Annotated in this window: 11 protein-coding genes and 1 pseudogene; 11 read left to right on the top strand and 1 reads right to left on the bottom strand. The window is 68.8% G+C overall.

The annotated features are described in order from the left end of the window. The first annotated feature begins 113 nt into the window (after positions 1 to 113). From FG154_RS14875 to FG154_RS14860, 4 genes are all read left to right on the top strand, one after another. Complete coding sequence (locus FG154_RS14875; RefSeq protein ID WP_145109544.1) at positions 114 to 1,061, top strand: BON domain-containing protein; 948 nt, start codon at positions 114 to 116, stop codon at positions 1,059 to 1,061. A 50-nt stretch (positions 1,062 to 1,111) separates the two neighbouring features. After that, positions 1,112 to 1,945 carry a hypothetical protein gene (locus FG154_RS14870; RefSeq protein ID WP_246100314.1) on the top strand — a complete coding sequence of 278 codons (834 nt, stop codon included), beginning with the start codon at positions 1,112 to 1,114 and terminating at the stop codon, positions 1,943 to 1,945. A 420-nt stretch (positions 1,946 to 2,365) separates the two neighbouring features. Further along, complete coding sequence (locus FG154_RS14865; RefSeq protein ID WP_145109541.1) at positions 2,366 to 3,016, top strand: PRC-barrel domain-containing protein; 651 nt, start codon at positions 2,366 to 2,368, stop codon at positions 3,014 to 3,016. Between the two features lie 154 nt (positions 3,017 to 3,170). Beyond that, entirely contained in the window at positions 3,171 to 5,504 is a 2,334-nt protein-coding gene (locus FG154_RS14860; protein ID WP_145109538.1) for a glucose/quinate/shikimate family membrane-bound PQQ-dependent dehydrogenase, read from the top strand. A gap of 38 nt (positions 5,505 to 5,542) precedes the next feature. On the opposite strand, the gene FG154_RS14855 is transcribed toward FG154_RS14860, so the two are convergent. Further along, positions 5,543 to 5,920: a hypothetical protein gene (locus FG154_RS14855; protein WP_145109536.1), complete on the bottom strand. Its 378-nt coding sequence runs from the start codon at positions 5,918 to 5,920 to the stop codon at positions 5,543 to 5,545. Positions 5,921 to 6,111: 191 nt separating this feature from the next. Here FG154_RS14855 and FG154_RS14850 point away from each other — a divergent pair, with 191 nt between their 5' ends. The 7 genes and pseudogenes from FG154_RS14850 to FG154_RS14820 form a co-directional block, all read left to right on the top strand. Next, positions 6,112 to 6,387, top strand: a complete 276-nt coding sequence (locus FG154_RS14850; protein ID WP_145109533.1) for a hypothetical protein — start codon at positions 6,112 to 6,114, stop codon at positions 6,385 to 6,387. A 157-nt stretch (positions 6,388 to 6,544) separates the two neighbouring features. Continuing rightward, a complete protein-coding gene (glpD, locus tag FG154_RS14845) occupies positions 6,545 to 8,155 on the top strand; it encodes a glycerol-3-phosphate dehydrogenase (protein ID WP_145109530.1) in 1,611 nt (536 codons plus the stop codon). Between the two features lie 122 nt (positions 8,156 to 8,277). Continuing rightward, on the top strand, positions 8,278 to 9,366 hold the full coding sequence (locus FG154_RS14840) for an ABC transporter ATP-binding protein (RefSeq protein WP_145109527.1): 1,089 nt from the start codon (positions 8,278 to 8,280) through the stop codon (positions 9,364 to 9,366). Positions 9,367 to 9,376: 10 nt separating this feature from the next. After that, positions 9,377 to 10,462, top strand: coding sequence for an ABC transporter ATP-binding protein (locus FG154_RS14835; protein ID WP_145109524.1), 1,086 nt, complete (start codon positions 9,377 to 9,379; stop codon positions 10,460 to 10,462). Then, a complete protein-coding gene (locus tag FG154_RS14830; RefSeq protein ID WP_145109521.1) occupies positions 10,462 to 11,334 on the top strand; it encodes a carbohydrate ABC transporter permease in 873 nt (290 codons plus the stop codon). Before FG154_RS14835 ends, FG154_RS14830 begins: the two co-directional genes overlap by 1 nt. A gap of 37 nt (positions 11,335 to 11,371) precedes the next feature. Next, positions 11,372 to 12,175 carry a carbohydrate ABC transporter permease gene (locus tag FG154_RS14825; protein ID WP_145109518.1) on the top strand — a complete coding sequence of 268 codons (804 nt, stop codon included), beginning with the start codon at positions 11,372 to 11,374 and terminating at the stop codon, positions 12,173 to 12,175. Next, a pseudogene (locus tag FG154_RS14820) lies at positions 12,175 to 12,359 on the top strand (hypothetical protein); the annotation flags it as partial. The gene FG154_RS14825 and the pseudogene FG154_RS14820, both read left to right, overlap by 1 nt.

Raw genomic sequence — 12,359 nt, 5'->3', positions numbered from 1 at the left:
ATGGGCGGAGCTGCCGCCTGCGGGAACTTTCACCGCAAGCGCCCGTTGCATGGGCCGTCTGAAAACGCGGGAGACGTGCCTGTTTGCCCGCAAGGCTCGATGGAGGATCAGACATGGCACATTCGAGATTCGACCCCCGCCAGCGCGGCTGGAACGATGACGACTCGCACCGCGGCTACCGGGACGATCGCGGCGACGAACAGAGAAGCGGCTGGAGGTCGGGGCGCGACGAGCGCGACCGCTTCCGGGACCGGTTCGACGCCCGCTACCAGGACCGCGGCCAGGAGGATCAGGGCGGCGGCCGCGATCGCTGGCGCGAGGGCTCGGGGATGGATGCCGCCAGCGGCTACGGCTTCGGCGCGGCGGGCTTCGACCCGCGCGACCGCGACCAGCGGCGCGGCGGCTACGGCGCGTCCGACCGCGACTATGACCGCGGCTACGATCCCTATTCCGAGCGCGGCTCGCACGACGACCGCTCCTGGGGTTACGGCCCGCAGATGGGGCGCGAATGGGAGCGGCGGGGCCAGACCTACACCGAGCGCACCGGCCGTGGCGGCCCGCGCTTCCACGATTCCGCCGGCGAGCGCGGATTCATGGAGCGCGCCGCCGACGAGGTCATGTCCTGGGTGGGCGATGAGGACGCCAGCCGCCGCCGCGAGGCCGACCACCGCGGCAAGGGCCCGCGCGGCTACCAGCGTTCCGACGAGCGCATCCACGGCGACGTCAACGACCGCCTGAGCGACGACCCGCGCGTGGACGCCTCGGACATCGAGGTGTCGGTGGAGAGTGGCGAAGTCACCCTCTCGGGGAATGTCAGCTCGAAGATCGAGAAGCGCCGTGCGGAAGATTGCGCCGACTCAGTGTCGGGCGTGCGCCATGTCCAGAACAACCTGCGCGTCCGGGATCCGATGGGCGGCTCGGGCAGCGGTTCGGGCAGCGGTGCGGGCACGCTCGGCGGCGCGACCACCGGCCAGTCGGGCAGCGGCCTCTCGGGTCCCGGCGGGACCGACAGCGGCCTGAGCGAAGAGACGCTCGGCGGCACGCGCAACACGCAGGCCTGAGCGGGGCGGCCGGCAGGCCGCCCTCCCCCTGACGCCACCAGACAGAGAGGATGAACATGAAGCTTTTCCGCACCCCCGCCATTGCCGGTATGGCCGCGCTGCTGGCCACCAGCGCCGCGGCGCAGACGACCACCGCGCAAGGCACCACCATGGGACGCGACTGGGACGCGCCCATCGTGGACACGTTCTTCAATCCCGGCGGCTCGAACACGCTGCGCACCAGCTCCGAGATCCGCTCGAGCTGGGACTCGCTCTCGGAAGAGCAGAAGCAGCAGGTTCGGGATGACTGCGCCGCCTTCGGCACCCAGGGCGCCGGTGCCCCGCCGGCCGACGATGCAGGAGCCACGGACCCGGCCTCGGCCGATGCCGGCGCAAGCGCCACGACCGACACCGGCGGGGCCGCCGCGACCGACATGACAGCCACCGGCACCACCGCCCCGACGGACGCGACCCAGCCGGAGAGCGGCGGCGCCGCAAGCCCGATCGGACAGCCCACCGGCGAGCGGGCCGCCGGGGCGGACTCGACGCCGACCCATGACACGACGGGTCACCCCGACACCAAGGTCAGCACCGTCGGCGAAAGTGATGCGACCACCGACGACATGGGCACCACCGCCGGGCCCGGCACCTCGGACGAGCGGGTGACGGCGGTCGAGCAGGCCCTGCGCGAGGACGTGCCCCAGACCACGGGCACCGGCGCAACCACCAACCCGCCCGCCGAGGGTGCGACCGTGGGCGCGGGCGCCGGCAGCGTGAACGCCACCAACACCGCCGACACCGGAGCGCCGGGCTCGCCGGCGACACCGGGCACGCAGGAGTTCGATTCGGCCTCGGTCTCGCTGACGTCCTGGACCCAGGTCTGCCAGATGGTCGAATCCTTCTGACACCGCGTCACGCGCGCGCACCCCTGAAGCGGCATGCCCTTTGGCGTGCCGCTTTTTCAATCATCCGCAGCATGACAAGAAAAAACTCCCGCCGGGGGATCGGCGGGAGTTGAGTCAAGGGAAGACATCGGCGAGACGACGGATGTGGGGACGCCGCTGCCGATCATCCCTCAACAGGGTCGCGGCCCGGCGGTTCCCACGCGAAAACGGGAATTTTGTTCCATCACGTCAGCTTGATACGGGCTGATGCGCGGCAATCCGCTTATGGTATTCGCCCATTTCGGCCATTTTCCGCCTACACGGGAGTGCCCCCGGCATCGGTGCCAGTGGGGGGAAACCATACCCGCCGAGACCCGTTGGATCCGCAGCAGGCCTCAACGGCTCTGTCCAATTAGTCTCCCAAGGCGAAAGGATCGCACAATGAAAAAAGTCATTGCCCTCTCGGCACTTCTGGCTTCGACCACCGCTTATTCGGCACTGGCTCAGGACGCGACGACGCCCGACGCAGGCGCGACGACTCCGCCCGCAGCCACTGACACCACGACTCCGCCGGCGACCGGCACCGAGACGGCACCGACGACCGATGGCGCCACCGGCACCGGGATGACCGGAACCGATACCGATACCGGCATGACCGGCACCGACACCACCACCGGCACCGGCATGACCGGAACCGACACCACGGGCACCGGCATGACGGGCACCACCACGACCGACACCGGCATGATGGGCACCGATGGCACGATGGCCGGCGGCATGCAGGTGCCGGAAGGCTTCACGCTCTACTCGGGCGAGCCGATGACGGCCGAGAACCTGCAGGATGCCGACGTCTATTCCATGAACGACGAGTCGGTCAGCAGCATCTCGGACTTCGTGGTGGCCCAGGACGGCAAGATCGAACAGGTGATCTTCGACGTGGGCGGCTTCCTCGGGATCGGCGCGCGCAACGTCGCCCTGCCCTTCGAGGATCTGCAGATCTACACCAACGAAGACCAGAGCGACGTCCGGGTCTATGTGCCCATGACGCGCGAGGAACTCGAGTCGCTGCCGGAATACACGGCCGTCGAGTAATCCACCGGACGGACAAACTCTTCAGGCGCGCGGGGCAACCTGCGCGCCTTTTGCGTTCCGCGGGACACGCAGTCCGTCCTTCGGTGCGATGGAAGGAACCTATTCCGGGCCTGTCCGGTTGCCCCAGCGACACCGCCACCGGAGGAGCCCGAACTTGACCGTCACGATCACCGCCATCGTCCTCGCCCTGGCGGGCCTGGGCCTCCTGATCCCGGGAGTGTGGCTCGCCACCCTCGGCGGAAGCTGGTTCTACGCCGCGGCCGGCGCCGTCATGCTGCTGTCGGCCTGGCAGGTGCAGCGGCGCTCTTCCGCTGCCGAATGGACCTATGGCGCGCTCATCCTCGGCGCGCTTCTCTGGTCGATCTGGGAGATCGGCTTCGACTGGTGGCAACTGGTCCCGCGCGGAGGCGTGATCGCGGTTCTGGGCATCTGGCTCTACCTGCCCTTCATGCGCCGCCAGCTTCTGACCGAGGACCACCGTCCCGCGCCCGGCCTGCCGCTCGCCCTTCCGCTGATCGCGGCGATCGGGGTGGCGATCTGGTCCTGGACCGGCGACGAGGCCAGCCGCGAGGGCGCGCTTCCGACCGAGGTGGTCAGCGCCGAGCCCGATCTGGGACCGACGGCGCCGCCGGGCGAATGGCACCAGTATGGCCGCACGCAATACGGCCAGCGGTATTCGCCGCTCGATCAGATCAACATCCAGAATGTCGCCGACCTCGAGCAGGTCTGGCATTATCAGACCGGCGACGTGAAGCTGCCCGAGGACGTGACCGAAACCACCTACCAGGTCACGCCGCTCAAGGTGAACAACCGGCTCTACATCTGCACGCCGCACAATCTGGCCATCGCGCTCGATGCGGCCACCGGCAAGGAGGCGTGGCGCTTCGACGCCAATTCCGGCCTCGAGCCCGACCGCCAGCACCAGACCTGCCGGGGCGTCACCTACTGGCGCGATCCGGGCCGGGAAGAGGGCGAGCTGTGCGCGGCCCGTGTCTACATGCCGACGGCCGACGCGCGGCTGATCGCCCTCGACGCCAACTCGGGCGCGCTGTGCGACTTCTTCGCCGAGAACGGGACGCTCCACCTCGAACACGGGATGCCCTACACGCCCGCGGGTTTCTACTACTCGACCTCGCCGCCTGTCGCGGTGGGCGGGCGCATCATCATCGGCGGCGCGGTCAACGACAATTTCTCGATCTACTCGCAGTCGGGCGTGATCCGGGCCTTTGACGCCAACACCGGCGCGCTCCTGTGGAACTGGGACAGCGGCAATCCCGACAGCACCGCGCCGATCGACTGGATGAACGGCGAGACCTACACCCCGAACTCCCCGAACTCCTGGTCCGTGTTCTCGGTCGATGAAGAGCGGGGGCTCGTCTATATCCCGCTCGGCAACCAGGTGCCCGACCAGCTCGGGATGGGCCGGTCGGAGGCGGTCGAGGAACATTCCTCGTCGGTCGTGGCGCTGGACGTGGCGACGGGGCAGAAGGCGTGGGTGTTCCAGACCGTCCACCATGACCTGTGGGACATGGACGTGCCGGCGCAGCCCGTGCTGATCGACCTGGAAATCGAGGGCGAGACGGTGCCCGCGCTTGTCCAGCCTACCAAGCAGGGCGACATCTATGTGCTCAACCGCGAGACGGGCGAGCCGGTTCTGCCCGTATCGGAGGTGCCCGCCCCGCAGGAGGGTGGCCTCGCCGAGGAGACCCTCGCCCCCACGCAGCCCGTCTCGTCGCTCAGCTTCGCGCCCGATCCGCTGCGCGAGCGGGACATGTGGGGCATCACGATCTACGACCAGCTCGCCTGCCGGATCCAGTATCACCGGCTGAACTACCAGGGCCGATACACTCCCCCGTCGCTGAACGGCACCATCGTCTATCCCGGCAATTTCGGCACCTTCAACTGGGGCTCGGTTGCGGTCGATCCGCAGCGTCAGGTCATGTTCGGGATGCCGACCTACCTGCCCTTCACCGTCGAACTCGTCCCCGAAGCGGAGATCCCGCCGCCGGGCGCCAACGAGACGGCCAGCGAGCAGGGCCTCAACCGCAACGAGGGCGCGCCCTACGGCGTCATCATGGGCCCGTTCCTCGGGCCACTGCAGGTTCCCTGCTCGGCGCCGCCGTGGGGCTTCGTCGCGGGGGCGGACCTGCGCACCGGCGAGATCGCCTACCAGCGCCGCAACGGCACGGTGCGGGACATGACTCCGCTACCGCTGCCCTTCAAGGTGGGCGTGCCGGGGATCGGCGGGCCGATCATCACCCGCGGCGGCGTGGTCTTCCTCGGCGCGACGGTGGATGACTATCTCAGGGCCTACGACCTGACGACGGGCGATGAACTCTGGCGCGCGCGCCTGCCGGCGGGCGGGCAGTCCACGCCCATGACCTACGAGCAGGACGGGCGGCAGTATCTCGTCATGGTGGCCGGCGGTCATGGCTCGGTGGGCACGAAGCCGGGCGATCATGTGATCGCCTACGCCCTTCCCGACTGACCCGAGGGCCGGCAGACACCTGCCGGCCCCGCCTCGTCTCAGAGGGCGAGCGCCACGATCACCACCAGCACCATGATGACGCCGAAGATCAGGATCGGCCGAAGCCCGCGGCGTGTCTCGTTTCCGGCCAGCTCGCCCACCGTCCGCGGACGCGCCGAGGCGTTGGCCGTGGCGTGCGCGATCCGCCCCTCCATCTCGCGGGCGCGGGCGATCTGCTCGGGGCTGGGCGGCGTTCCCGCCGCCTCGTCATCGGTGCCCAGCGGCGCCGCGGCCGGGTCCATGAAGGGCACCTTGTCCCCGGTCGCGCCACGGTCGATGTCGGCGCGAAGGCGCGCGCTGGTATCCTGCCCCGCCGCCGGAGCCTCGGGCGTGGTGCTGCTGCCGGACGCGGTCCGGTCCGGTCTCTCCTGAGCCATCAGACGTTCCTCTTGCTGATCCTCGGGCGGGAACCTGCGGCCGCCGGGCTTGTTCCAGCGCCCCCCTCCACCCCATGCCCGCTGCCGATCCGCACGCAGACGTGCGCATGCCGCGGGGGAACCTTGCGCGGCGCCTCCGGTTGAGACCCGATTGCCGGCCGCATCGGCCGGCCCTACGCGAGGAGCCGCGAATGTCCGCATCCGACAACAACATCGACAAGCAGAAGCGTCGCCACCGGGGACCGCTGATCGGGATTGCCGTCGTGGTGATCTTCGCCCTGGGCTACCTCGTCTGGTGGTTCGGCTATGAGGTGGCCGAGGGCAATCCGCCCCAGGGCGCCGATGTGCAGATGGATGGCCGCACCGGCGAAACCGGGGCCGCGGCGCCGGCCGGCAGCGTCGGCGGCAACAGCCCGGCCTCGGCCGACAATGCCCCCGCCCCTCCGGCGACGGCCCCGGCCGACTGAGGACCAGCGGTCGCCCGCAAGGGCGGCCGCTCCCCCGCACGGGCGGCCCCACGCCGCCCGCGCAAGATGTTCGCTTTCCCGCGTTTCGCGCATTTTCGAGAATCTTTATTGACAGAACGCCGCAGTCCGGGCTTCCTTCCTGCACGACAGCGGGAGCATGCGCGTGGGTCACGCACGAGCCGGAGAGGATCCGGTGGATCTTTTCATCATCGGTGGCGGCATCAACGGCTGCGGGATCGCCCGCGACGCCGCGGGCCGCGGGCTGAGCGTCACGCTCGCCGAGATGGGCGATCTGGCACAGGCGACCTCCTCGGCCTCGACCAAGCTTTTCCACGGTGGGCTGCGCTATCTGGAATATTTCGAGTTCCGCCTCGTGCGCGAGGCGCTGGAAGAGCGCGAGACGCTGCTCGTGGCCATGCCGCACATCTCCTGGCCCATGCGCTTCGTCCTGCCCTGGCAGCCCGAGATGCGCTTTGCCGGCGACACGCCCACCGCGCGGCTGCTGGGCCGGCTGATGCCCTGGACCCGCGGACGCCGCCCGGCCTGGCTGATCCGCCTTGCGCTCGAGACCTACGACCGGCTTGGCGGGCGCAGGATCCTGCCCCCGGCCCGGCCCGTCGATCTGACGCGCGACCCGGCCGGCGCGCCGCTGCAACCCCGCTTCACGCGGGGCTGGGAATATTCCGACTGCTGGGTGGAGGACTCGCGCCTCGTGGTGCTGAACGCCCGCGACGCTGAGAACCGCGGCGCGACGATCCTCACCCGGACCCGCGTGGTCGCGGCCGAGCGGCAGGGCGACGTGTGGCACGTCACCACCGAGGGCACCGAGGGGCGGCGCCAGCATCTCGCCCGCGCCCTTGTCAACGCCGGCGGCCCGTGGGTCGCCCGCATCATCCGCGAGACCCTGTCGCTTCCCTCGACCGAAGGGGTCCGCCTGGTCCGCGGCAGCCATATCGTGACGCGGCGGCTGTTCGACCACGACCGCTGCTATTTCTTTCAGGGCAAGGACGGGCGGATCATCTTCGCCATCCCCTACGAGACCGATTTCACCCTGATCGGCACGACCGATCAGGATCATCACGGCGCGCCCGACGAAGCGCGCTGCACCCCCGAGGAGCAGGACTATCTCTGCGCCTTCGCCTCGGACTACTTCCGCCAGCCGATCACGCGCGCGGACATCGTCTGGACCTATTCCGGCGTGCGCCCTCTCTATGACGACGGGGCGCAGTCGGCCACGGCCGCCACGCGCGACTATGTCCTGTCGCTCGATGCCAAGGGGCCTCCGCTTCTCAGCGTCTTCGGCGGCAAGATCACCACCTACCGGCGGCTGGCCGAAAGCGCGATGGCGCGGCTTTCGCCGCACTTTCCGCAAGCCCGCGGCGCCTGGTCGGCGCGGGTTGCCCTGCCGGGCGGGGATTTCCCGTGGGACGGCGCCCCGGCGCTGGCCGAGGGGCTGCGGCGCGACTTTGCCTTCCTTGACGAGCGTTGGGCGCTCCGGCTGGTGCGGGCCTACGGGACCGACGCGCGAAATCTGCTCGGTTCTGCGCGCAACGTGCTTGATCTGGGGCGGGACTTCGGTGCTACGCTCACAGAGGCCGAGGTGCGCTGGCTGATGCGGCACGAATACGCCCGGCGGGCCGAGGATGTCGTGTGGCGGCGCAGCAAGCTCGGCTTGCGGATGACGTCCGACGAGATCGCGGCGCTGGACGACTGGATGCGGCAGGCCTCCGGCGAGGACAGGGCGGCCGGCAGGGCCGGCACAGGCTGAAGATCCGGTGCGGGCCCACGGGTCCGCATCGGCGGCAGACGCACCCGGACGGGCGGCTCGAGGAGGGGCGGCCCGGCCGGCAACAAGATCCGGCGCAGCCGGGCGGGAAGTCAGGGGGGAGAATGGCTCTGGAACTCCAGGGGGTTTCGCGCGTGGTCGGCGGGCGGGTGCACATCCACCCCACCGATCTCGTGCTGGAGGGCGGCACGATGAACGTGCTGCTCGGCCCCACGTTGTCGGGCAAGACCAGCCTCATGCGGCTGATGGCGGGGCTCGACGCCCCGGCCGAGGGCCGCATCCTCTGGGACGGGCGCGACGTGACGGGCGTGCGCGTGCAGGATCGTCGGGTGGCGATGGTCTATCAGCAGTTCATCAACTATCCCTCGATGAGCGTTTACGAGAACATCGCCTCGCCCCTGCGCCTGCAGGGCCGCAGCCGCGCCGAGATCGACCGCGAGGTGCGCGGCGTGGCCGAGATGCTCAAGCTGACGCCCATGCTCAAGCGCAAGCCCCTGGAGTTGTCGGGCGGGCAGCAGCAGCGGTGCGCACTGGCACGGGCGCTGGTGAAGGGGGCGGGGCTCGTGCTGCTCGACGAGCCGCTGGCGAACCTCGACTACAAGCTGCGCGAAGAGCTGCGGCTGGAAATTCCAAGGATCTTCGAGGCTTCGGGCGCGATCTTCGTTTATGCCACCACCGAGCCCGAAGAGGCGCTGCTGCTTGGCGGCAACACGGCGACGCTCTGGCAGGGGCGCGTGACGCAGTTCGGCCCGACCCCGCAGGTCTATCGCCGGCCGGTCGATGCGACGACGGCGCGGGTTTTCAGCGATCCGCCGATGAACTTCCTGCCGGTCACCAAGACCGGCGCGCGGCTGAGCTTCGGCCATCTCGCCCATGCCCCGGCCGAAGGCGCCTTCGCCCGCCTCGCCGACGGGCACTACCTCGCGGGGTTTCGGGCGAACCATCTGGCGCTCAACCGTCATTCGGGGCGTGCGGTGGCCTTTTCCTGCCGGCTTTCGGCCATCGAGATCACCGGGTCCGAGACCTTCCTGCATCTGGCGCACGGCGCGGACCTCTGGGTCGGGCTCGTGCCGGGGGTGCATGAGCTCGCACCGGGCAGCGAGGTCTCGGTCTGGCTCGATCCGGCGCATGTCTATCTGTTCGATGCCGAAGGCGCGCTGGCCGCACCTGCGGCCTATGCGCTCGCGGCCTGAGGAGAAACGGATGGCACGGATCACCCTCTCCAACCTCGCCCACAGCTACCTGCCGAAACCCAGGGGCGAGGCCGATTTCGCCCTCAAGGAAATGGACCATGTCTGGCAGGACGGGGGCGCCTATGCGCTGCTCGGCGCCTCAGGCTGCGGCAAGACCACGCTTCTGAACATCATCTCGGGCCTCCTGCGCCCGAGCCGCGGCCGCGTGCTCTTTGGCGAGCGCGACGTGACCGACGCCCCCACCGCCGAGCGCAACATCGCGCAGGTGTTCCAGTTTCCCGTGGTGTACGACACGATGACGGTGCGCGAGAACCTGGCCTTCCCGCTGCGCAACCGCGGCCGGGATGCGGCCTATGTCGAGGCGCGGGTGGGCCAGATCGCCCGCATGATCGGCATGGAAGGCGCGCTCGACACCCGCGCCCGCGGACTTACCGCGGATGCCAAGCAGAAGATCAGCCTCGGCCGGGGCATGGTGCGCGAGGATGTGAACGCGATCCTCTTCGACGAGCCGCTGACGGTGATCGACCCGCACATGAAATGGGAGCTGCGCACCCAGCTCAAGCGGCTGCACCGCGAGTTCGGGCACACGATGATCTATGTCACGCACGATCAGACCGAGGCGCTGACTTTCGCCGACAAGGTGGTGGTGATGCACGAGGGGCGCGTGGTGCAGACCGGCACGCCGGAAGAGCTGTTCGAGACGCCGGGCCACACGTTCGTGGGCTATTTCATCGGCTCGCCCGGCATGAACCTCTTCGAGGCGGAGGTGTCGGGCGACATGGCCCGCGTCATGGGCCACCCTGTCCCGCTCGGCGCGACCTACCCGCCCACCGGCGGGCGGGTGCAGATCGGCATCCGGCCCGAGTTCGTCTCGCTCGCCGACGCGGGCCTTCCGGTCACCATCCGCCGCGTCGAGGATGTGGGCCGCCACCGGATCCTGCGCGGCGAGGCCTTCGGCCAGCCCGTGTACCTGCTGCTGCCCGAGGATCGGCCCGCCACCACCGGGAGCGCCTTCCTGCATCTCGCCCCCGAGAAGATCAACGTCTATGCCGACGACTGGCGCGTGCAGCCGGTCGGCGACCGAAGGGCCGCCTGATGGACAAGAGCTGGAACAACCGCGCCTGGTTCCTCGTGCTGCCGGTGCTGCTGCTGGTGGCCTTCTCCGCCGTCATCCCGCTGATGACAGTTGTCAACTATTCGGTGCAGGACACGTTCGGAAACAACGAGTTCTTCTGGGCGGGGCTCGAATGGTTCGAGGAGACCATCACCTCCGAGCGCATCCATGCGGCGCTTGGCCGGCAGGTGCTGTTCACCGCGATCATCCTTGCCATCGAAGTGCCGCTGGGGATCTTCGTGGCCCTCAACATGCCCAGGAAAGGCTTCTGGGCCAGCCTCTGCCTGATCCTGATGGCGATGCCGCTGCTGATCCCGTTCAACGTGGTGGGCACGATCTGGCAGATCTTCGGCCGGGTGGACATCGGCCTTCTGGGCCGGACGCTGACGGCGATGGGGATCGACTACAACTACACGAACGACTGGCTCGACGCCTGGGTCACGGTGATCGTGATGGATGTGTGGCACTGGACGTCGCTGGTGGCGCTCCTGTGCTACGCCGGGCTCCAGTCCATCCCCGAGGCCTATTACCAGGCGGCCAAGATCGACCAGGCGAGCCGCTGGGCCGTCTTCCGCCACATCGAGCTGCCCAAGATGCGGGGCGTCCTGCTGATCGCGGTGCTCTTGCGCTTCATGGACAGTTTCATGATCTACACCGAGCCTTTCGTGGTGACAGGCGGCGGGCCCGGCAATTCGACCACGTTCCTGTCGATCGACCTCGTGAAGATGGCCATCGGGCAATTCGACCTCGGCCCCGCCGCCGCCTTCTCGATCATCTACTTTCTCGTTATCCTGCTGATCTCGTGGGTGTTCTACACCGTGATGACCAATCTCGACCGCGAGGACCGGCCATGACCGCCCGCCCCGCCCGCAGCCCGACGGAGGTCCGGCCATGAAGCGCCCCGGCTCGGCCCTCGTGATGGTGCTCTATCTGCTGTTCCTGCTGATCCCGATCTACTGGCTCGTGAACATGAGCCTGAAGACCAACGCCGAGATCACGCGCAGCTTCACCCTCTGGCCGCATGACCTGACGTTCCAGAACTACCGGACGATCCTCACCGATCCGGCCTGGTACATGGGCTATGTGAACTCGCTGACCTATGTGGTGATGAACACCGCGATCTCGATCACGGTGGCCCTGCCCGCGGCCTATGCCTTCTCGCGCTACCGCTTCATGGGCGACAAGCACCTGTTCTTCTGGCTGCTGACGAACCGCATGGCGCCGCCCGCGGTCTTCGCGCTGCCCTTCTTCCAGCTCTATTCGTCGGTGGGCCTGTTCGACACCCACATTGCGGTGGCGCTGGCCCATTGCCTCTTCAACGTGCCGCTGGCGGTCTGGATCCTCGAGGGCTTCATGCGCGGCGTGCCGAAGGAGATCGACGAGACCGCCTATATCGACGGCTATTCCTTCCCGCGCTTCTTCGTGAAGATCTTCATGCCGCTGATCGCCAGCGGGATCGGAGTGGCGGCCTTCTTCTGCTTCATGTTCAGCTGGGTGGAGTTGCTCCTGTCGCGCACGCTGACCTCGGTGAACGCCAAGCCCATCGCGGCCACCATGACGCGGACGGTCTCGGCCTCGGGCCTCGACTGGGGCGTGCTGGCGGCGGCCGGCGTGCTGACGCTGATCCCGGGCGGCCTCGTGATCTGGTTCGTCAGAAACTACATCGCCAAGGGTTTTGCACTGGGGAGGGTGTGATGCTTCATAAGGCTCTGCGCGTGATCGTGGCCTGCGCTGCCCTGGCGCCGGCGCTGGCTTTGGCCCAAGGGGCGGCCGAGCCGTGGGAGGGCGGCTGCCTCGTCCGGGGCCTTGATCCCGATGGCGACGGTGAACTGGCCCCCGTTTCGACCGGACACTTGGGCATAACCATGGAGGCTCAGGT

Origin of the sequence: Cereibacter sediminicola (assembly GCF_007668225.1) — a bacterium.
GTDB classification, from domain to species: Bacteria; Pseudomonadota; Alphaproteobacteria; order Rhodobacterales; family Rhodobacteraceae; genus Cereibacter_A; species Cereibacter_A azotoformans.
Note: the sequence above shows the minus strand (reverse complement) of the source record. Positions and strands in the feature narration are given on the sequence as shown.